Annotated in this window: 12 protein-coding genes; all 12 read left to right on the top strand. The window is 46.8% G+C overall.

The genetic code is table 11. The features are described from left to right. Window positions 1-12: 12 nt before the first annotated feature. Window positions 13-1437, top strand: a complete 1425-nt coding sequence (locus tag ABIE26_RS09685; RefSeq protein ID WP_310137350.1) for a RagB/SusD family nutrient uptake outer membrane protein — start codon at window positions 13-15, stop codon at window positions 1435-1437. Continuing rightward, entirely contained in the window at window positions 1437-2594 is a 1158-nt protein-coding gene (locus ABIE26_RS09680; RefSeq protein WP_310137352.1) for a TlpA family protein disulfide reductase, read from the top strand. The genes ABIE26_RS09685 and ABIE26_RS09680 overlap by 1 nt, the downstream gene beginning before the upstream one ends. A 144-nt stretch (window positions 2595-2738) precedes the next feature. After that, window positions 2739-3881, top strand: a complete 1143-nt coding sequence (locus ABIE26_RS09675; RefSeq protein ID WP_310137355.1) for a FecR family protein — start codon at window positions 2739-2741, stop codon at window positions 3879-3881. A 181-nt stretch (window positions 3882-4062) separates the two neighbouring features. Then, complete coding sequence (locus tag ABIE26_RS09670) at window positions 4063-7512, top strand: TonB-dependent receptor (RefSeq protein ID WP_310137357.1); 3450 nt, start codon at window positions 4063-4065, stop codon at window positions 7510-7512. Window positions 7513-7523: 11 nt separating this feature from the next. After that, window positions 7524-8990: a RagB/SusD family nutrient uptake outer membrane protein gene (locus ABIE26_RS09665; protein WP_310137360.1), complete on the top strand. Its 1467-nt coding sequence runs from the start codon at window positions 7524-7526 to the stop codon at window positions 8988-8990. A 12-nt stretch (window positions 8991-9002) separates the two neighbouring features. After that, entirely contained in the window at window positions 9003-10883 is a 1881-nt protein-coding gene (locus ABIE26_RS09660) for a glycoside hydrolase family 97 protein (RefSeq protein WP_310137363.1), read from the top strand. Between the two features lie 121 nt (window positions 10884-11004). Continuing rightward, window positions 11005-11583, top strand: coding sequence for an RNA polymerase sigma-70 factor (locus tag ABIE26_RS09655; protein ID WP_310137366.1), 579 nt, complete (start codon window positions 11005-11007; stop codon window positions 11581-11583). A 73-nt stretch (window positions 11584-11656) separates the two neighbouring features. Continuing rightward, entirely contained in the window at window positions 11657-12796 is a 1140-nt protein-coding gene (locus ABIE26_RS09650) for a FecR family protein (RefSeq protein WP_310137368.1), read from the top strand. Window positions 12797-13000: 204 nt separating this feature from the next. After that, on the top strand, window positions 13001-16375 hold the full coding sequence (locus ABIE26_RS09645) for a TonB-dependent receptor (RefSeq protein ID WP_310137370.1): 3375 nt from the start codon (window positions 13001-13003) through the stop codon (window positions 16373-16375). A gap of 11 nt (window positions 16376-16386) precedes the next feature. After that, the gene (locus ABIE26_RS09640; protein ID WP_310137372.1) at window positions 16387-17946 is read left to right on the top strand and encodes a RagB/SusD family nutrient uptake outer membrane protein; all 1560 of its coding nucleotides are present in this window, start codon (window positions 16387-16389) and stop codon (window positions 17944-17946) included. Between the two features lie 4 nt (window positions 17947-17950). Then, complete coding sequence (locus tag ABIE26_RS09635) at window positions 17951-19978, top strand: DUF5696 domain-containing protein (RefSeq protein ID WP_310137374.1); 2028 nt, start codon at window positions 17951-17953, stop codon at window positions 19976-19978. Further along, window positions 19975-22518 (top strand): glycosyl hydrolase family 95 catalytic domain-containing protein, encoded by a 2544-nt coding sequence (locus tag ABIE26_RS09630; protein WP_310137377.1) that lies wholly within the window; start codon window positions 19975-19977, stop codon window positions 22516-22518. Before ABIE26_RS09635 ends, ABIE26_RS09630 begins: the two co-directional genes overlap by 4 nt. Window positions 22519-22527: the final 9 nt, after the last annotated feature.

The following is a 22527-nucleotide window of genomic DNA, read 5'->3' as shown; positions in this document are numbered from 1 at the left end:
CACAACATTGAAATGAAATACATACAATACAGATTATTGCTGCTTTTGCTCGTCGCGGGTACCTTTATCTCCTGCGACAAGCAGCTAAACGTTTACCCTACCAACAAGCTGGTAGATGGCAATGTGATCATAGACCTCAAAAGTGCTGAAACCGTATTGAACGGTGTTTATTATGCTTTTGCCTATGCAGGCATGGATAACTTAACTGGAATAGAATCTGTGAGATGGGCCACCGTTAATGAGATCATGCCTTCAGAACTGGCCGGAACCCTGGCTTATGCTTACGGACAGGATGGGTTTATGAATATGGCCTACCGCAATCCCAACAATATCCTTAGCTCCAAATGGGAGTATGGTTACGATATTGTAAATGCGGCCAATGGTTTTCTAAAGAATGTAGTACCCGTAAAAAACATCCCGGAAGAACGTAAAAAACAAATGATTGCGGAGGCGAAGTTCCTCCGTGCTTTTGGAAATGCAGACCTGCTCTTTTATTTTGGGCAGTACTACGATATCAACAGCAAATACGGGATTATATTGAGGAACGAATTTGTATCTGCAGAACAAATACGAATGGCCCGAAGTTCTGTAGCAGCTTCTTATAATGCCATCCTTAAAGACCTGGACGAGGCGATTGCAGATTTGCCTCCAAGAGGCAGCAAGATCCACTATACTAACCTCTGGGCAGCCAAAATGTTAAAGGCCCGTGTGCTGATCAACCGTGGGGCAGCAGGGGATTACGAACAGGTAATTAACCTGACGGAGGATATCATACTGAACGGTAATTTTAAGCTTGAACAAAATTTAAAGGATCTGTTCCATGTAAAAGGCTTCAGCAGTGAAGAGGTGATGCTGGCGGTGCAGCCTTTTCCTACTGAGCGGCACAAGTTTTACCTCAACAATAGCAGCGTAGATTTTTATGTGACACCGGCTTTAAAGGATTTGCTGACCGACGATCCGAGGAAAGACTGGATGTATAAAGACGCAAAGAATATCAATGGAATTTTGCCTTCCATCACAAAATACTATTCAGGAAATGCAATGCTGCCGGTTAAAACACCTGTGGTATGCAACAGCTATGCCTTCCGCTTAACGGAGGCTTACCTTACCCAGGCAGAGGCCATTACCCTGGCAAAGGGTGATCTGGCAAAGGCTAAATTACGTTTAACAGACGTGATGAAGCGTGCCGGACTTACCGATTTTAGTAACGTGGATAAAGCAAATACACCCGAGGCCCTGCAATTCTTAATTGTACAGGAAGTCAGGAAAAATTTCCTGCAGGAAAGCGGGCTGGACTGGTTTGCGATGCGCAGGCTTCCTATGGCTACGCTGCAAAGCATAAGGCCAGCTGTTAAATCCCGATTCTCTTTTATACTTCCAATTCCAATGGCCGAGATGAGCGCCAATGGCCTGATGGAACCCAATCCTGCTGAATAATGATGAATAAGTTCTATACATTAGCCCTGGTCCTGATCACAGGATCAGGCATCAATGCCCTTGCACAAAGTCCTGCTCCGGCAAAAAAAGTTGTTTTCAAAGGCCAGGCCGATGTGAAATACAACGGCGAATATATTTACCTGTTTGCCAATCAGCCCAAAATGGTCCGCGATAGCGCAAAAATCACCAATGGTGCTTTCAGTTTTTCCAGACCATTTACAGAGGCCGGAGAATATGCCTTTTACAGTGGCTATGAGAAAAAAACTACAGGTGATTATTCGGTACTGGTCATTCCATTTGAGAAAGCTTCGGAAATGAGCATCAAAGCCGATATGCTGCGTTTTAATCAGTCGGAAGTAAAGGGGAGCAGCGGTTTTTTTATTTATGACGCATTTGCAAAAGCTACAGATCCGGTTTATGAAAAGCTGATGACCGATCTGATCGCTAAATACGGCAAGGCTTACCTCTATGATATGAAGCGGGATACTACAGCGCAGAAATATAAAGACATGATAGCGGAGTATACCAAAGGAAAAGCAGCCTATAATGAACTGCTGAAAAAGCAGCTGATCAGTACGGTAAATGCGCACCCGAATTCCTTCGCATCGGTATTGCTGATGCAAAGTTATGTAGAGAACCTGGACCTGCCCACTGCGGAAGCGCTCAGTAAAAAGCTGGATCCGGCGGTAATGGACAACTTTTTTGGCCGTAATTTACTGAGCCAGGTCAATGGCCGCAAGAAATCTGCTATCGGCAGTTTTATTGAAGATTTTACTTTAAATGACCCGAAAGACCAACCACTGAAGTTCTCTTCGCTAAAGGGTAAATATGTGCTGATCGATTTCTGGGGAAGCTGGTGCGGCCCATGTCATGTGGCCTTTAAGGAACTACGGGCCTTATATGCCAAATACCAGGGTAAAGGATTTGAGATTTTAGGTTTGGCTACAGAAAACAGTAAGGCAGCCTGGCTTAAAGACCTGGAGAAGGAAAAGCTACCCTGGTTACAGGTGATAGATGAGCAGGGCAATAAAAGTGTTTCCCTGCAGCAATTTGCCATCGGCAAATACCCGACTACGGTGCTGGTCGACCCTACAGGAAAGATCATAGGCCGGGATCTGGACATGAAGTCGCTCGAGGCAATACTGGATAAATTGTAGTTTTCTCCAGCTCACAAATACCAACCCTGAAAGGCGAGACCGGCCGGGGTTGGTATTTTTTTTATTTTTTTTTAAAACGGAGTACCCTATACCCCCTAAGCTTCCTGTCATACTGTTATAAAACCAAAAAAACAGGTAAACGGTATGCAGAAGGATCCGCACAAATTGTTGGAAAAATATAAAGCCGGCAGTTGCTCTGAAGAAGAAAAAGCAATTGTGGAAAGCTGGTACCTGGAACTGGAGCGGCAGCAGGCACCTGCGCATGAGGTCATCACCAAAAGCAAAGATGAGGTCTGGACCTCTCTGGCTGAAAAGACTGCTGAACGCTTCGATAAATCTGCATCCCGAAAGGTATATCTCTTTAAAGCTGCTGCATGGGCAGCTGTAGTGTTTTTAGTGATATCGGCTGTATATTTAGCTGGCAATCGCCAAAAAACAACCTCTTTAACAAACAGCACTGCAAAAAATGATATTGTGCCGGGTGGGGATAAAGCCTTTCTGACCCTGGCCAACGGCCGGAAAATTTCCCTTACCGATGCGGCCAATGGCGAAATAGCCAAAGAGGCCGGGTTAAGCATTACTAAAACCGCTGATGGACAGTTGGTTTATACGGTAAAAGAGGATACTGAAACCAGCACCAATTTATGGAATACTATTGAAACCCCTAAAGGGGGTAAATACCAGATCAATCTGCCCGATGGTACCCGCGTTTGGTTAAATGCGGCTTCTGCGCTTCGTTACCCTGCAAAGTTTGCGGGAGATAAGCGGGTGGTAACCCTAACCGGAGAAGGTTATTTTGAAGTAGCTAAAAACCGGGAGATGCCCTTCGTCGTTAAAACTGCCGGACAGGAGGTACAGGTATTGGGTACGCATTTTAATATCAACAGTTATGCCGATGAAGGCAGCGTTAAAACCACCCTTGCCGAAGGTTCAGTCCGTGTAATACCGGTTGCAGAAGCTGAAAAGGTGACCTTAAAACCTGGCGAGCAAAGCGAGCTGGATAAAAAGGGAATACAGGTGAAAAAAGCAGACCTTGAGGCCGTGCTTGCCTGGAAACAGGGCGATTTTATTTTCGATGGGGAAGACCTGAAAAGCATCATGAGAAAAGTAGCCCGCTGGTACGATGTAGAGGTGATCTATAAAGGCGCATTCGACAACCTGAAGTTTGGCGGCTCCATATCGCGCTCAAAAAATATTTCATCCGTACTCGGAATTATGGAAGAAACCGGCAGCGTGCATTTCGATATTGAAGGCAAGCGTGTTACGGTAACAGATAAAACAAAATAAACAGCAAAACCAAAAATTTAAACAGCATGAAAAAAAGAAATACCATACCGCATAGCCCTTAGACTGAGGTAATAATGCCATCAATAAAAAACCGGAAGTGTTGCAACCACCCCCGGTAAAAAAATGGCTGGGATTGCCCTCCAACAGTTAATTTTCGTTTAAACCCCAACTAACCAAATGTATGAACTTTTACACACAATCCGTATGTAAGCCAAGAGGCTTTGTACATAAATTTCTACTGGTGATGAAAATAACCACCATATTACTGGTCACCGTATTTTTGCAGTTTGCCCAGGCCGGTAAGGCCCAGCGCATCACTTTATCGCAAAAAGGTGCGCGACTGGAACAGTTATTTAAAGAAATCCGGAAGCAGAGCGGATACGATTTCTTTTACGACCTGAACGCATTGAAGAATGCTAAAAAGATAGACCTTTCCGTACAAAATGAGACATTGGAAGAAGTACTGAAACGTTGCTTTGAAGATCAGCCTTTTACTTTTGTGATTAAGGACAAGGCGGTAATTGTAAAACCCCGTGAGCGCCAGACGGCCCTGAATAACACTACTGTTGTACAGCAGAAAATAGACATTAAGGGTAAGGTAACCGACGATAAGGGGGAACCATTGCCTGGTGTAAGCATTAAGCTGAAAGGCAGCAGTACCGGGGCCATGACTGATAGCAATGGTAATTTTGCCTTAACATTGCCCGATGGTTCAGGAACACTCGTTTTTACTTTTATTGGTTTTGCCACGCAGGAAGTCCCGGTAAACAACAGGACCAGCATCAATGTGGTGATGAAAGAGGAAGATAAGGCGCTTACGGAAGTAGTAGTGGTAGGTTATGGTACCCAGAAAAAGGTAAATCTGACCGGAGCCGTTGCCTCTGTTTCTGGTGATGAACTCACTACCCGCCAGGCACCCAATACAACTTCCTTACTGCAGGGGCGTATGCCGGGAGTGCAGGTGACCCAGAATTCCGGACAACCTGGAGCGGAAGCCGCCAGTATCCAGATCCGTGGTATGGGTACTTTCAGTAAAGCTACCAACAATCCGCTGATCTTGATAGATGGAGTTGAAGGGGACTTAAATAATGTGAACCCCAACCAGATTGAAAATATCTCGGTGCTAAAAGATGCGGCTTCTGCGGCAATTTATGGCTCCAGGGCTGCAAACGGTGTAATTCTGGTGACCACAAAAGCAGGTAAGGCCGGCAGGTTAAATGTCGATTACAGTTATAATTTTGGTAGTCAGCGTGCCACTTCTATGTACGACAGGATCACCAATTCCGTCGAGTTTATGGAATTGCTGAACAAGGCAATTGATCATACCGGAACAAGTACCAATCAGCGTTATACACCTGCACAAATTGAAGCCTATCGCCAGGGTGCAGTTAGCAACCCTGCTCAGTACCCTAGTTTTGACTGGATGGATGCGATTTTCCGCAAAGCACCTATGCAGCAGCATTACCTGAGTGTAAACGGAGGTAAAGAAGGTACAACCTATAATTTTGGTGCAGGTTATCTGGATCAGGATGGTATGCTGATCGCCACTGGCTATAAACGATACGATGTACAGTTTAATTTCAAAACGGAACTGAACAAAAGGGTAACTTTCGGAACCAACATTTCCTTCTCAAAAGGAAAGCGTAATGAAACGGCACTAAACGGGAACTTTGAGGGAAATTCGACGGAAGATCAGATCCTGAGCGCCCTTGCCGCTCACCCTACGTTTACCCCTAAACTGCCTGATGGCAGCGGAAGGTATGCTGCCAAAGCTTATATATTCGAAGGTGGCAACAAAAACCCGGTAGCCATGGCCGAAAACGGTGGCAGGTACCTGAATAACCACTATGCTTTGGCCTCTGCTTATTTGAACGTAAACATTCTTCCAGGGTTAAAAGGCGAGATCAAAGGTGCTGTAAAATACAATGAAAGAGAAACCAAGGTGCATATCGTGGGTGTTCCGGGATACATGTTCCTGCCTGAAGCCAATGGAAGTTACCTTTACAACACCCAATGGAATGGTACGGTTGGTGAAAACAACCTGACCGTCCGCGATGACAAGGACGTACAGTACACCATTTTCGGAACCCTGAACTACAATAAAAAAATTGCAGAAAATCATAACCTGAACGCTCTGCTAGGTGTTAGCCAGGAGACCTTCAGGTACGACCGCCTGCAGGGTTTCAAAAGAAATGCACCTTCAGGCGATCTGCTTGATCCAAGTATTTTTGAACCGGGCGGACAAACAGTTGATGGTTTGAGTTATGAATGGGCATTGCAATCCCTGTTTGGAAGGTTAAACTACGATTATAAGGAAAAATACCTCCTGGAACTGAACTTCCGTAACGACGGCTCATCCCGTTTCCCAAGAGGTAATAAATGGGGCTTTTTCCCTTCCGCATCGGCCGGATGGAGGATCAACCAGGAAGATTTTCTGAAAGATGTAAACTGGATCAGCAGCTTAAAGGCAAGGGTATCCTGGGGACAGGTCGGTAACCAGAACGTAACCCGTACGCTTTTGACTGAAGATATGCCTTATCCTTACCAATCCGTTTTAAACCCCTACCTGTATTTTATAGGGGGTAGTTTACAGCAGGGAGTTACCCAAACCGACCTGATCAACCGCAATGTACAATGGGAAACAACAACCGTGACCAATGCAGGTTTGGATTTCAGCTTGTTCAACTCAAGTTTGTCTGGCTCGGTAGAATGGTACAACAAGCGTACCACTGATATTTTGAGGGAACTTCAGGTGCCCGATTTTATCGGACTTACGGGGCCAACAGTAAACAGCGGAGAAATGAAAAATACAGGTTTTGAGTTCTTGCTGGGTTATCAGGGTAAAATAAACGATTTTCGATATAAGGTGCAGGGTAATTTTGAGACCTATAAAAACAAACTGGTAAAGTTTGGTGCACGTGAAATAGATAATACCAATGGCTACATCCGGCAGGAAGGTTTGCCTTACAATTCCTTTTATATGTACCTGTTTGATGGCATTTATCAGAACCAGGCCGAGATTGACAACGGACCGACCCCATTGGTAAAACCAAAACCAGGCGATATGAAGTACCGTGACGTAAGCGGGCCGAATGGTGTGCCAGATGGCAAAATAACAACAGATGACCGTGTCGTGGTAGGGGGAGCTTTCCCTAAATTTAATTACGGTTTGACAGTAAATGCCGATTACAAAAATTTTGACCTCAGCTTCTTTTTTCAGGGAGTACAGGGACGTAAAATTTATGTAAGAGAATGGGGGATTGCACCTTTCAGACAAGCTGGTCCGCCGCCGACTTTCTGGAGGAATGCCTGGGACGGCGAAGGGAGTTCCAATACCATACCACATATTTTTAATGAGCTCTATGCACCGAATACACAGGTGTCTAACTGGTGGTTGCAGGACGCTTCTTACCTGAGGTTAAAGAACCTGCAGCTGGGCTATAACCTGCCGGCCAAATTGCTGAATAAGGCAAAAATTCAGGCCCTGAGGTTATATGTGTCAGGCGACAACCTGCTTACCTTCACCAATTTCTTTGAAGGAAGTGACCCTGAAAGGGCATCGGCAAATGGAAGGGCTGCCATTTACCCACAGGCAAAAATTTATTCATTCGGACTTAAGGTTACGCTTTAAACAGGAATAACATGAAACTAATTATAAAAACCGGAATGCTGTTGATGTTGGTTGCGCTGGCCACATCCTGCAAAAAAGAACTGGATAAGGATCCGCTTTCCAATCCAAAAGAAGAAAATTTCTGGCGTACAGAAGGAGAGGCCAATAAAGCCCTGGTAGCTTGCTACGCCAAACTCAAAGAACCTATTTTTTCCAATGGCAAAAACCAAAGCGGAAATGGCCTGTACTGGGAAGCATTGTCAGACAATGCTTCGAATACATCAGGTTATGAGTCTTTTGATGTAGTGATGCGGGGTGACCATAATTCCGCCACCGGAGGTATTGTCAGTAAAACCTTTACTTTCGGCTTTCAGGGCATTGCAGCATGCAATTATTTCCTGGCCAATGTAGATCGGGTACCGAATCTGCCGGAAGCTACCAATAAAAAGATGAGGGCCGAAGCGATGTTCCTAAGGGCCTATTATTATAACGAACTGACGCAGCTTTATGGCGATCTGCCTCTGATTTTACAACCTGCTGTACCAGGAGGAGATTTCCTGAATACACCAAGGTCGCCAAAAGCTGATGTGGTAACCCAAATCCTGAAAGATGTGGATTATGCAATCGCCAACCTTCCGCAATTGGCCTATACAGACGGCCGTGCGGTTAAAGGTGCAGCCATTGCTTTAAAAACAAGGGTCTTGTTGAACAATGAGCGTTTTGCCGAGGCCGCTACCACAGCATGGAGCCTGATCGGTGATCCTGCCAATCCTTTCCAGCTGGCACCAGACTATGCAGGTATTTTCTTTGGTGCTCAGGCCAATAACAAAGAAATCATGTTCTCCGTACAGTTCAGAGCGCCTGATGACTTCCATTCGCTGGACCAGATTATTGGCGGCCGTATGTCTATATTTCCTACAGTTGAAATGAGAAATGCTTATGAGCCCAACGACCCGCGCAGGAAAATGACCATTTTTGAAGCGGGCGATCCATGGGCCTACAACAAGGACGGCTTTAAACAAACCGGCAGTACTGCCGAGGGCCAGATCCCTTATACCGGAATGGCCATAAAAAAATGGGTTAATCTTTCCGTTAATAATGCTTCCGGTGCTACATTGAGTGATCAGCACATGATCAAGATCCGCTATGCAGATCTGCTGCTGATGTATGCTGAAGCCATGTTTGAAAGCGGACAAGGCGCCGATAGCCGCGCGTTGAAAGCCCTGAACGATGTAAGGGCAAGACCTGGTGTAAATATGCCGCCTAAACTGGCGCTTACGCGTGATATCATCAGAAATGAGCGCCGTGTAGAGCTTGCTTTTGAAGGCCTGCGCTACAACGATCTGATCCGCTGGAAGATTGCGGCCCAGGTCATCCCTCAAGTCCCTTACAATAATGCGGGGGCAAAACGTAAATTCAAATCATATCTGTTCCCAATCCCGTTGGGGCAAATGGATATCATGAGAAACGTTTGGACACAGAATCCTGACTTTTTGTAAATATATTTGGTTATGGTTAGGATTAATTACCTGCTTTTGCTGCTGTTATTTGCGGCAGCAAAAGCTTTTTCACAAACCAGTATCGTTGTGAAAAGCCCCGATCAGAAAATCTCATTTAACCTTTCTGTACAAAAGAACAAACTCAGCTATTTCATCTCCGGCAACAACAGCCAGGTAGTTGAACCTTCTGCTATCAGCATGTCTGTTGATGGGGCAACCATTACGGAGGCTGTGGCTCTGGGCAGGCCCGAAGTTTACGAGCTCGACGAACAGTATCCCTGGTATGGTGTACATTCCATTGCCCGCAACCACTATAAAGGTGCAAAAATACCGGTTTCAAAAGGAGGCTTGAATTATTTTTTAGATGTGCGTGTTTTTAATGACGGCGCTGCCTTCAGGCTAATTGTTCCGGGTAAAGAACAGGAGAAAAGAATTGCAGACGAGGCTACGGTATTTACTTTGCCCAAAGGTACTGCCGCCTGGTACCATGATCTGTACATGCACTATGAAGGTGTTTATGAAAAGAGATTATTGGATACGGTAAAAGCCGGGCAATGGGCAGCGCCTTCAGTAACCTTTCAGCTGCCGGCCAGTAAGTTTTATGTGGCTATAACCGAAGCTGATCTTAAAAACTATGGCGGTATGGCCCTGCAAAGCAATGGAAAACAGGGAATGGTGCTGCGGCTGCCGCAAAATCAGCCTACTTCGTACCCTTATAAACTCCGTTATAGTCCGGACGATACCTTGAAACGTTCGAAACCCGCTGCAATTACCGGAACCATCCATACACCATGGCGGGTAATCATGATTGCAGAGAACCTGCATGGCCTGGTCAACAACGATATGGTGCATAACCTTTGTCCGCCGCCTGACAAACAGCTGTTTCCCGAAGGAATCAAAACAGCATGGATAAAGCCCGGGCCTGCAGTGTGGAGATACCTGGACGATGGCGGCGAAAATACGGTGGCCAATATGAAGGAATTTTCAAGAATGGCTGCAGAACTGGGTTTCAAACACAATATCCTGGAAGGGTTTTGGAGGCGCTGGAGCGACAATGAACTGCAGGACCTGGTGAATTATTCGAAGGAAAAAGGCGTGGGGATCTGGCTGTGGGAACACTCAAAGGATTTATGGGATGCCGGTAAAAGGCAGGCCTTCTTTAAGAAGTGCCATGACATGGGCATAGCCGGTCTGAAACTGGATTTCTTCGATCATGAAGGTAAAGATGTGGTAGACCTGTACCAGGATATTCTTAAAGAAACAGCGGCTTTGCAGCTGATGCTGGACTTCCACGGGGCAAATAAACCTACCGGTACGGAACGTACCTGGCCAAATGAACTTACACGCGAAGCGGTTAAGGGTATGGAAGCCAGTAAACTGGCCGACAGGGCCGGACATAATGTTACGCTTCCTTTTACCCGTTTTATTGCCGGACATGCGGAATATACTCCTGTACATTTCGGTGAACGACGTAAAAATACCACATGGGCACACCAGGTGGCTACAGCTGCAATTTTCAGTGCTCCTTTGCTTACCTATGCTGCCAGTCCGCAAAACCTGCTGAACAATCCTGCGGTGGAAATGATCAAAAGCATTCCATCCGTTTGGGATGAGACCATCGTTTTACCGGGATCGGCAATAGGAGAGGCTGCAGTATATGCCCGCCGGAAAGGCGATACCTGGTTCCTGGCTGTAATAAACGGTTCGAAACCTAAAAAACTGAATATTCCTTTGTCTTTTCTTATCCGTGATGCCTATAAAACCATGGAGGTGAAAGATACAAAAGGGAATACAGGGGCTTTAACGGTAGAAAACAAAACCTATCGTAAAGCCGACAGTATCCAGCTTGAACTCGGTGAAGGGGGTGGATATATAGCCAGATTTGATCTATAAGTAATTTGCTTTGTGATTTATGCCAAAATCACTGAATGTAATGCCAAACTGAGCAATTTCTAATGTATTACATTTGGTTAGAAGCTAACCAAATGTAATACCAAGATAATTTAATCATTTTATGTCGGTACAACACTTACATACGGATGAAGAATTATTTGTGCTGCTCAGAACAGGGGATCACGATGCCTATAAGCAGATTTTTGAACGTTTTTATGGCGTACTCTACCTCCATGCCCTGAAAATACTACGCGATGAGGATGAGGCTAAAGACATTGTTCAGGAACTCTTTGAGCTGTTATGGCGAAAAAAGGATACCCTGTTACTGAACGGAAGTCTTTCTGCTTATCTCTACACGGCAACCAGGAATATGGTGCTGAATCTCATTGAACACAGGAAAGTGAAAGGACGCTACCTGGATTCGCTTAAGGAATTCATTGATGAAGATCCCTGCCTGCCAGATGCACTTGTGCGGGAAAAAGAATTGAAACATATCATTGAACAGGAAATCGAAGCCCTTCCTGTAAAGATGGGTGAGATTTTCAAACTGAGCCGTACTGAGCACCTGTCTCACAAAGAAATCGCATCACAGCTGCAGCTCTCCGAGCTTACGGTAAAAACCCAGGTAAAAAGGGCCTTAAAGATATTGAAACCCAAATTTGGCTTCATCATTGGTTTAATTACCACATTTATTTCCTGATTTTTTTATTCCACGTACCCCCAGCGGTACCCGCTTCCTGTCATACATCTTGAAAACCAGAATGGTAAATTAAATGATGACAAACGATCCGGAAAAGCTGTTGAGTAAGTACAACGCAGGTTTATGCACTGAAGCCGAAAAAGCGATGGTGGAGAGCTGGTACCTCAAACTGAGTGCAGAGGAAGCCGCGCAATTGGATAAAACATCTGCGCTGCGCAATAAAGAAGCAATATGGAAGGAACTTAGTGCAAATAAAACGCGAAAATACAGCCGGAGATTAAAATTTGCTGCTGCGGCAGCATTCCTGCTGGTCGGGAGTATAACTGCACTATATTACAGGCAGTCGGAGACTGTAAAATCCGCTGTAAGCAGGCAGGTGAATTCTACTGCCATAGTGCCCGGGGGCAACAAAGCTTTTCTTACCCTGGCCGATGGGCGGAAAATTTCCCTGACTGATGCTGACAGCGGTGAAATTGCACAGCAGGAAGGATTAAGTATCCATAAAACAGCAGATGGACAGCTCGTATATGCGGTAGCTGATCAGAAAAAAAGAGATCGTAAAGGCATGTCGGCCTTTAACACCATAGAAACGCCAAAAGGAGGACAATACCAGGTGAATTTACCAGATGGTACAAAGGTCTGGCTGAATTCGTCTTCGTCGTTACGTTATCCCACAAAATTTGAGAACGAAAGGCGTGTAGTACAGCTGAAAGGTGAGGGGTATTTTGAAGTGGCCAAACGTAAAGTGAAATTTCTGGTGGAAACAGGCGGACAGGAAGTGGAAGTACTGGGAACGCATTTTAACATCAGCAGCTATGCGGATGAGAAAGACATTCAAACAACTTTATTGGAGGGCTCGGTCCGTGTAAATATTGCAGACGGAGCAGAAAAGATTTCCAGGCTGCTGAAGCCGGGTGAGCAGAGCTTGGTTACCGGCAGCGGGATTGTGGTAAGGGATGCAGATATGGAAGCCGTAATGGCCTGGAAAAATGGGGATTTTGTATTTAAAAAAGAGGACCTGAAGAGCATCATGAACAAAATTGCCCGCTGGTATGATGTAGAGGTGGTTTATAGCGAAAATCTGGACCACCTGAAGTTTGGGGGATATGTATCGCGATCTAAAAGCATCAGCTCGGTACTCAAGGTAATGGAATCTACCGGCAAGGTGAAATTTAGCATAGCAGGAAAGAAGGTCATCGTGAGCAGACCATAAAAACAACAAATAATAATAACCAAATAGCAAAACAAGTATGAAAAAATGAGACAACAAGCAACTTAACTAAGCATTACAAATGCCAGGGCCTGCGGCCTGCTGCAGGTCAAAAAAAACCGGAAGTGCTTGGAACCACCTCCGGTAAAAATGGCTGGGATTACCCTCAAACTGTTAATTTTTCGTTTAACCCAACTAACCAAATGTATGAACTTTTACAAACAATCTGTAGGTAAGCCACCCGGCTTACGACAAAAAATACTTATGCGCGTTAAATTTACCAGCATTTTATTACTCAGCGCCTTTCTCCAGTTTGCACAGGCCGGAATGGCCCAGCGCCTTAGCCTTTCACAGAAAAATGCTACGCTGGAAGAGATATTTAAAGAGATCAGGAAACAAAGCGGTTATGACTTTTTCTACGATGAAGCGGACCTCAGAAAAGCCAAACGGATAGATCTGTATGTAAAGAACGAAACGATTGAGCAGGTGCTTGACCGTTGTTTTGCCGGGCAGCCTTTTACCTATCTGCTGAGTGAAAAAACTGTTGTGATCAAAGAGCGGCTCAGGGAAAATAGCATCAATACGGTGGTTAAGATAGACATCCGTGGCCGCATCACCGATGAAAAGGGCGGTCCGCTGCCTGGTGTCAGTGTAAAGCTCAAGGGCACATCAACCGGTACGGTGAGCGATCAGCAGGGAAACTATACCTTAGCTATACCTGATCAAAAAGGTATACTTGTATTCAGCTTTGTTGGCTTTGCTACACAGGAAATTCCTTTAAACGGAAAGACCACCATCAATGTCAGACTGGCAGAAGAAAATTCGAGCCTGTCTGAAATTGTAGTAGTAGGCTATGGCACACAGAAAAAGGTGAATCTGACGGGCTCCGTATCGACTGTAGCTTCTGCCGAACTGATCAAAAGGCCTGCACCCAATGCGAACCTGTTGCTGCAGGGCAAGGTGCCGGGCCTGCAGATCATACAGAATTCTGCACAGCCAGGCCAGGAAAACCCTTCTATACAAATTCACGGTGTAGGTACTTTTGGGGCTAACGGAAATAATCCGCTGGTGCTGATCGATGGTGTACCGGGTTCACTGAGCAATATCAACCCGAACATGATAGAAAATATTTCCGTTTTAAAAGATGCGGCCTCTGCAGCAATTTATGGGGTGCAGGGAGCAAACGGGGTAATCCTGGTCACCACCAAAATGGGTGCACAAGGCAGAATGAATATTGAATATGGCTACAACTATGGCATACAGCAGCCTGCAGGTGTACCCGATCTGATCTGGAATTCGGTTGAATTTATGGAACTGAGCAATGAAGGTATCAACCGTACCGGGCAAAATGTGGCCAAGCTGTACAGTCAGGCACAGATTGATGCTTACCGCAATGGGAATGGCTCCGCACAGTTTCCCAATACCGACTGGGCCAAACTGATGTTTAAAAATGCACCTATGCAACAGCATTTTCTCAGTGTTAACGGTGGCGAGGGCAAAACCACCTATAATTTTGGCCTGGGTTATCTGGACCAGAAAGGTATCCTGATCGAAACCGGGTATAAAAAGTACAATGCCTCACTGAATTTCAAGACACAAATGAGTAAAGTGGTCACTTTTGGTACCAATATCAGTTTTATGCAGGGCGACAGGAGAGATCCGGTAGACAATGCAGAGAATCTGGTATTGAGCATCTACGCCCAGCATCCGCTTTGGTCGCCCTACCTGCCCGACGGCAGCGGAAGGGTAGTGAGCAAGGCCTACGATTTTGAGACAACCAACCAGAATGCCTATGCCGTAATGAAGACCAGCAAAGACCTGAACAGGGAGTATGGCATCACCGGGATCAGCTACCTGAACTTTAACCTGGCGAAGGGCCTTACCGGTGAAATAAGAGGGGCAGCCAGGTACAATACCGATCTGCAGACCGCACAACGCATTCCTTTGCCTACATTTCTGTTTCAGCCTGATGCACAGGGTGTGTATAAGCCCCAGCAGAACTACCTGGGCAACTTTATTACCCTACGCAAAACCAAACAGGAATCTATCAATTATACGGCGTATGCAACGCTGACCTACGACCGGACCTTCAATGAAAAACATCATTTCAGCGCTGTCGGAGGGTACAATCAGGAAAGTTTCGACTACGAACAGCAGGCAGGTTTCCGCAGGGATTTCCCTTCCGAGAACCTGCCAGACCTGAACGCAGGGGGCAGTGATGCACAAACCGCCAATGGTTATGCCTATCAATGGGCCCTGCAATCGCTTTTTGGCAGGCTGAATTATGCTTACGATCAGCGTTACCTGTTTGAAGCAACCTTCCGGTACGATGGTTCGTCCAGGTTCCGCAAAGGCAAACGCTGGGGGCTCTTCCCCGCAGTTTCTGCCGGATGGAGGATTTCCCAGGAAAGCTTTCTTAAAGAGCTGGAATGGGTAAATAACCTCAAACTTCGCGGCTCCTGGGGGCAGCTGGGCAATCAGAACATCGCCAATTACCCTTACCAGAACCTGCTCGACTATGGAACGTATATTTTTGATGGCCTTACCACAGGTATCGTTTCGCAGAACCTTTCGGACCCCAACATCACCTGGGAAACCACTACGGCTGCAGGTATAGGACTGGATTTTGACCTGTTCAAGGGTAAACTTAGCGGTACACTCGACTATTTCCATAAAAACACCAAAGACATCCTGCGTGTGGCACAGCTGCCCGATTTCGTGGGTATGGGTGCACCTACCATAAATTCGGGGGCCATGAAAAATACCGGTTTTGAATTTACATTATCGCATAAAAATAAGATCGGCAATGTAGGCTATGAAATTGGCGCCAATTTCTATACCTACAAAAATACAGTTACCAAATTTGGCCCTGAAGAGATCCAGAGCAACAAGATCAGGAGGGAAGGATTGCCATGGAATTCCTGGTATATGCTGGAATCCATTGGGGTTTTCCAGAACCAGGCACAGATTGACGCTGCACCGAAACACCAGAACAATCCGAAACCGGGCGACCTGATCTTTGCCGACCGTAGCGGGCCAAACGGTGTGCCCGATGGCAAGATAGATCCTTTTGACAGGGTAGTGATCGACGGGCAGCACCCCGATTTTAACTATGGCTTCAATGTTGGGCTGGAGTATAAAGGTTTTGACCTCTCGGCCTTCTTTATGGGCGTGGCGGGCAGAAAGGTATTTACCAATGAATGGGGCTATGGAGCTTTCAGGCAATGGTCGCCACCACCAACCTTCTGGCGCGACCGCTGGACGCCGGAAAATCCAGGCAGTACACTGCCGGGGATGTATGTTGACAACTATGCACCCATTACTACAGCATCATCTTTCTGGCTGCAGGATGCGTCTTACCTGAGACTTAAGAACCTTGTAGTAGGCTATACCTTTAAAACAGATTTTATTAAAAAGATAGGCATGCAGAACCTGAGGTTATATTTTTCTGGCGATAACCTGTTCACCCTCACCGATTTTGTAGGAGATCCGGAACGTGTGATCCTGAACAATACCAGCGGTCGTTTTGCAATTTACCCGCAGGCCAATGTATATACCTTCGGAATTAAAACCACCTTTTAATTTTTAAGACGATGAAAGTAAAAAATATAAAATATATAGTGCTGCTGTTATCGGCAATGGCATTTGCAGGATGTACCGACGAACTGCTGGACAGGCAGCCGACAGATAAACTGACCAACGAAGCTTTCTGGACTTCAAAAAAGGATGCTGACCTTGCGCTTGCAGGCTGTTACAGTACGCTGCGCACCCCGGCTTTCTCCATTGATGTCAGTTCTTTTTCTTCCATGCAGTTTGAAAGCCTGACCGACAATGCTTACAGCAATTCCACACTCGACAGCTATACCGATATATCCAGAGGGGTACTTACTTCTGCAACCGGAGGCATACAGTCCAGAATGTGGACAGACGCTTACCGGGGCATAGCCCGCTGTAACTGGTTTTTGGGCAACCTGGATAAGGTGCCTGGCCTTGAGCCATCCGACAAAGCACGCATGACGGGCGAAGCTTATTTTTTAAGGGCTTTTTTCTACAATGAGTTAACCATGTTGTACGGAGATGTTCCTTTGGTTACCGAAGAGCTGGGTTTTGGCCCGGAGGTATTTAAGGTAAAGAAATCCACAAAAGCTGAGGTTGTGGCAAAAATCATTAAAGATCTGGATGCGGCAGCCGCAGGTTTGCCAAATACGGCTTACAGCAATGGCCACGCGGTACGTGGCTCAGCCCTTGCCCTGAAAGCCAGGATTTGCCTGTACAATGAAATGTGGCCGGAAGCAGCGGCTGCAGCAAAGCTGGTCATAGACGAAAAGAAATTCAGCATTGCAAATAGCTACGAGGGGATATTTTTCGGCGCGCAGAACAACAACCCGGAGATCATTTTTTCGATCAAAGCGCTTAGTCCGAATGCAACACATAACCTCGACCTGCTGTATGGCTCGCGCTTTTCGATGGTGCCGCTGCATAGCCTGGCCGATGCCTATGAAATGCGCGATGGCACAAAGCCGGTAGCTCCAATAGTACCTTCTTCCTACAACATCAACGACAGGATGCGAAACGATTTTTACCAGAACAGGGACCCAAGACTAAAACTGACCATTTTTACACCAGGGGCGCAATGGGCCTACAATACCACTATTGGTTTCAATAATGTAGATAAAGGAAAAGCTGAGTCACCCTCTGTAAATAACCTGGGCCTGCGCAAATACATCAATATTAATGTGAATGATGGCAATGCCGGGGCTACAGGAAGCGAGCAGGCCATGGTAAAACTGCGTTATGCAGACGTATTGCTGATGTATGCAGAAGCTGTAACCGAGATGGGCGGAGGAACAACTATGGATGCGGTTGCACTGAAGGCCCTTAACGATGTCAGGGCAAGACCGGGGATCACTATGCCGGCAAAAACGGTGCTGACCCGCGACCTGGTGCGCAATGAAAGAAGGGTGGAACTGGCTTTTGAAGGGCTGCGCTATTACGACATCAAAAGATGGAAGGTTGCCAGGGCGGTAATGAACGGCTTTAAGGATCCGGGAAATGTAACCCGTGTATTTGAAGACAAACATTACCTGTGGCCGGTGCCCCAATCGGAAGTGGATAAAATGGGACCTGATTTTCAAAACATTGCTTATCGTTAATATTATGAAATGGTTTAAGAATAACATATGGATCATCGCTATGGCGATTTGCCCGGCCTTTTTATTTGCGCAGGCAAAAGAAACTCCAAAACTTTCCAGGGCCGACTGGGGCGCGATGGAAACAACGGTCTCTGTAAGCAACGGACAATGGCTGATCAAAGGGAAGAAACAGGAGGTCAGCTTAAACGCCGGTAACCTGGCCCTTGCGGTGAAGGCGGGGCCTGCCAGCTGGACTATGGTACCTTCCGCTGCAGACGACATGACGGTGAAAGCTGAGGGCAAAATGCAGAAGGTAAGACTGGCGGATGCCCGCGACAAAAAGGTCATACCCTATGATGCGGGCTATAAAACCGGTGTACAGCTGATCCTTAAAGGTTGGCCGGGGCTCGATCTTACACTTTATCTTACCGTGTGTCTGGAAGGGGATCAGGAAGATCTGGTTTTTGACCTGGCCGCCGAAGAACATGCCGTAACCGTAAGGGAACTGAACTGGCCCACTGCCCTCGATGCAGGAGAAATTGACCATACCCTGCTGAGCAATGTAAGGGGGGTATTGCTGCCCCGCAACTGGCCTAAGCCTTACCATCCCATCCGTACGTCGGATGCAGATGGTTCCATCTCAAAAAGCGACCGGAGCGAACTGCAAAGTAATGTAATTGAAGACTGGTGCATGTCTTGGTGGGGTTTTCAGAAAGGGAAGTCTGCTATGATGGTGATTGTGGAAACACCAGATGACGCGGCATACCAGTTCAACCATCCGGCCGGAGGACCTACAGTAATAGGTCCGCGCTGGCGCCCGCAACTGGGCAAACTGGGGTATCCAAGGGCAGCCAGAATGTGTTTCTTTAATGAAGGCAATTATGTAGACATGGCCAAACGTTACCGCAGTTATGTCATCAACACTGGTCTTTTTGTTTCACTCAAAGATAAGATTGCCAGAAAGCCCATTGTTGCAGAACTGATTGGCACACCAATCATCCGCTCAGGGATACTGACCAATTACAAACCGGAAAGTGCCCGCTGGAAAAGGGATTCTACGACCCGCTATAAGCTGGTGAGTTTTGACCAGCGTGCTGAGGAATTCCGCCGTTACAAAGCCATGGGAGTGGACAAATTGTGCGTGGTACTTACCGGCTGGCCAAACCTGGGCTACGACAGGCAACACCCCGATGCCATGCCGCCGGCACCAACAGCCGGGGGATGGGAAGGCATGAAAAGACTGGCCGAAACCTGTAAGGAGCTGGGCTACCTGTTTAGCTTGCACGACCAGTACCGCGATTATTACCTCGATGCGCCTTCCTACAATACGAAGTTTGCCATTCATGCCGAAGAAGCAGGTGGCAGGGCCAATATGTTCCCGGGAACGAGATTTGGCGACAGTAAGGAAGGCCGTATCCCTTTCATGGATTACTGGGATGGTGGAAAAATGGCCTATCTGAGCGGACGTTTCATGCTGGGCCACCTCAACAAAAATTATCAATGGATGTTTAAACGGGACATCCGGCCTCAGGGAAATTACCTGGATGTATTCGGATATGTTCCACCGGATGAAGATTTTAATCCGGAGCACCCCTCAACACGTACAGACGGACTGAACGACAGGATCAAATGCTACAACTGGTCCAGAAATAACCTGGGCTTTGTCGGCACAGAGACTGCCTGCGACTGGACCATACCTTATGTTGATTTTTCATCGCCCCTTAAATCTAAAAATGGCATTAGTCTGCCATTATGGGAGCTGGTTTATCATGATGCGATCCTGACTCCTTATCATCCCGACGATCTGCATGGATTGTTGTACGGAGGAACACCCCAGGTTTCTTTCAATAAAGGAATTGATGCTTCGACCGTAAAACTGATCAACCGCATGCGCGAACTGAGCAAGCGGGTGGCCTTGCTGGAAATGACAAAACACGAGTTTCTGGATAAAAATTACAGACAGGAACGCAGTACTTTTTCAGACGGTACCACGGTCACGGTAGACTGGGATAAAAATACAGTAGCTGTTTCACCTGAACTGAAAATAAAATGATGAGCAAACTTACAGCAATCACAATCGGGCTGGCCCTGGGTACAGCTACGGTATATGCACAGGCTCCTCCAGCCGTGCCGGCAAACCCTTCTTCCATGATCAGGGTGGATTATAAAAAGCTGGTCTCGAGGGCAGATCTGAATTACCCCGAGCCGGTAAGCCGGAGCGAGGCCGGAATGCCAATAGGCAATGGTACCATGGGCACCTTGTTATGGACTGGTCCCAGTCAGCTCCACATGCAGATCAACCGTGTAGATGTTTTTGCCTCCAATTCGGCCAGCAATAACTTCTTTCAGCGCAATACCGATTATTGTGGTGGAACAGCCTATGCAGACCTGGATTTTGGGATGCCCCTGTTCAATAAACCCGATTTTAAACAGCAGCTCTCCTGTTACGAAGGATTGTCTACTTTGAAGGGAAAGGAGGTGTCGGTAAAAGCTTTGGCCTGGAACAAGGCCGATGTTATCGCTTTGCAGGTTAGTGATAAGAGGCCTTCAGGCGCCGCTTTTTCTGCCGCACTGCGGATGCTGAGGCTGCCTGTTAGCCGCCGCGGTAACCATACAGCGGTTTCCAGGATAGCTGTCTATGGAAATTATATTGTGCTGACCCAGGAATTTAAGGAGGACGATTATTATTGCGGCTCTGCTGTAGTGATGGGTATAACCGGAGCGGGGAGCAATGCAGAATTGAGTAATGAATCAACAGCCAGGCTGCAGGTTAGCAAAACAGGGCAAAAAGACTTTACGGTTTATATTGCAAGTGCAGCTGGTTTTGATCCTGCCGAAGATCTGGTTAAAACTGCCGTTGCCAGGTTGGAAGAAGCCCGGAAACTGGGGTTTGAGGGGTTATACGCTTCCAATAAACAATGGTGGGCAGATTTCTGGTCCAGGTCCTTTGTTAGCCTGCACAGTAAAGATGCGGAAGCAGATTTTGTAGAAAAAAACTACACTTATTACCTATACGTGATGGGTTCAAGTTCCAGGGGCGCTTATCCAACCAAGTTTAACGGGATGTTATGGACCACCGGTGGCGATCAGCGCAAATGGGGGGCTAACTTCTGGGGTGCCAACCAAAGCTGCTTGTACAATGCACTGTTTCCTACCAATCACCATGAATTGATGGACCCGATGTTTAACATGTATTCAAAGGCATATCCAACCTTCGGTAAAAGCGCTGAACAGCAATGGGGCAGCAAAGGGATTTATATTCCTGAAACGGTAGGTTTTGATGGTGAACCTGTCCTGCCGGATGATATTGCAGCCGAGATGCGGGAGCTTTACCTGAAAAGAAAGGACTGGCAGCAGCGTTCACAACGTTTTATGAATTATGCAGAGACCAAACAGCCCTTTCTGAGCCGCTGGAACTGGAAGAAAGATACCAGCTGGGTAGCAGGGAAATGGCCCCTGGCCGACAGGGGCTCCGGGCCTTACAGCCCGGTAAACCACATCTTTTCAAGGGGGGCTAAAATTGCCTACCAGTACTGGCAAAGGTATGAGTATACCGGCGATATGGATTGGCTCAGGCAAAGTGCCTATCCCATGCTGAAGGGAATTGCAGAGTTCTACCGCAATTTTCCAAACCTGAAGAAAGCGCAAGGTAAATACCACATTTATCATATAAATGACAATGAATCCATCTGGGGCGGGCACAATACCGTAGAGGAAATGGCTTCTATGAAGGGTATTTTTCCGGCCGCTATCAGGGCGGCAGAATTGCTTGGAGCCGATCAGGAACTCCGGAAGCTATGGGCAGATTTTTTAAGGGATCTTGCACCGTTGTCCAGCAGTAAAGCTTATCCTGAAGTGGCTGCGCAACCCGAGTATTGGGTAGGATCATTACCGCCGCTGCTGAAAGGGAACGGACTGCGCAGGCCCGATGGCAATACCATGCCCGTCTGGTTTTTTGATTTGTGCAACCCCGGAGGAGATCCGGAAATGCTGAAAATAGCGCAGCAAACTTACGATGGTTACTTCCGGGAAGGCGGTATCAAAGCCTATCAACCCTATGTGTTATCCAAAATTCCTGCTGCCGGAGCCATACTTGGCCGATCTGACGCTATCAAATACCTGGTGCCCAGTCAGATCAGGAGAAAGCCGGGCGATGAGGTGCTGGCCAACCGCATGGACCTGAGCGAAGGTTTTTACACCACCAACATCCAGCGTTTGGGAAGAGCTGCCGACGCATTGCATCCGGGCTTGCTGCAAACTGCACCCGAAAGTCCGGCAGCTGCTCCGGTAATCCGCCTGTTCCCGGCATGGCCAAAGGAATGGGATGCAGCTTTCAGCCTGCTGGGCAGGGGCAACTTCCTCATTACGTCAGCTATGTTTAATGGAGAAATCCGCTTTGTAGAACTTCATTCCCAATCGGGTTCCGAATGCCGCATCAGAAACCCCTGGCCAAACAGTAAAACAGTGGTCTATAAAAATGGCAAACGGACGGTATACAGCGATGATTTGTTGATCATACAAACCCAAAAGGGCGACAAACTGGTGCTTTTACCGGAGGGCAGGACACCAGAACAGGCAAAACTTCAGATTTAAAAAATGAAT

Origin of the sequence: Pedobacter africanus, assembly GCF_040548825.1 — a bacterium.
In the GTDB taxonomy this organism is placed as follows: Bacteria; Bacteroidota; Bacteroidia; order Sphingobacteriales; family Sphingobacteriaceae; genus Pedobacter; species Pedobacter africanus_A.
The sequence above is the reverse complement of the archived record's forward strand: the minus strand, read 5'-3'. Positions and strand labels throughout refer to the sequence as shown.

Bases quoted from the DNA above. Each gene is read 5' to 3' on its own strand.
- ABIE26_RS09685 (WP_310137350.1), top strand. From the start codon at position 13: ATGAAATACATACAATACAGATTATTGCTGCTTTTGCTCGTCGCGGGT.
- ABIE26_RS09680 (WP_310137352.1), top strand. From the start codon at position 1,437: ATGATGAATAAGTTCTATACATTAGCCCTGGTCCTGATCACAGGATCA.
- ABIE26_RS09675 (WP_310137355.1), top strand. From the start codon at position 2,739: ATGCAGAAGGATCCGCACAAATTGTTGGAAAAATATAAAGCCGGCAGT.
- ABIE26_RS09670 (WP_310137357.1), top strand. From the start codon at position 4,063: ATGAACTTTTACACACAATCCGTATGTAAGCCAAGAGGCTTTGTACAT.
- ABIE26_RS09665 (WP_310137360.1), top strand. From the start codon at position 7,524: ATGAAACTAATTATAAAAACCGGAATGCTGTTGATGTTGGTTGCGCTG.
- ABIE26_RS09660 (WP_310137363.1), top strand. From the start codon at position 9,003: ATGGTTAGGATTAATTACCTGCTTTTGCTGCTGTTATTTGCGGCAGCA.
- ABIE26_RS09655 (WP_310137366.1), top strand. From the start codon at position 11,005: ATGTCGGTACAACACTTACATACGGATGAAGAATTATTTGTGCTGCTC.
- ABIE26_RS09650 (WP_310137368.1), top strand. From the start codon at position 11,657: ATGATGACAAACGATCCGGAAAAGCTGTTGAGTAAGTACAACGCAGGT.
- ABIE26_RS09645 (WP_310137370.1), top strand. From the start codon at position 13,001: ATGAACTTTTACAAACAATCTGTAGGTAAGCCACCCGGCTTACGACAA.
- ABIE26_RS09640 (WP_310137372.1), top strand. From the start codon at position 16,387: ATGAAAGTAAAAAATATAAAATATATAGTGCTGCTGTTATCGGCAATG.
- ABIE26_RS09635 (WP_310137374.1), top strand. From the start codon at position 17,951: ATGAAATGGTTTAAGAATAACATATGGATCATCGCTATGGCGATTTGC.
- ABIE26_RS09630 (WP_310137377.1), top strand. From the start codon at position 19,975: ATGATGAGCAAACTTACAGCAATCACAATCGGGCTGGCCCTGGGTACA.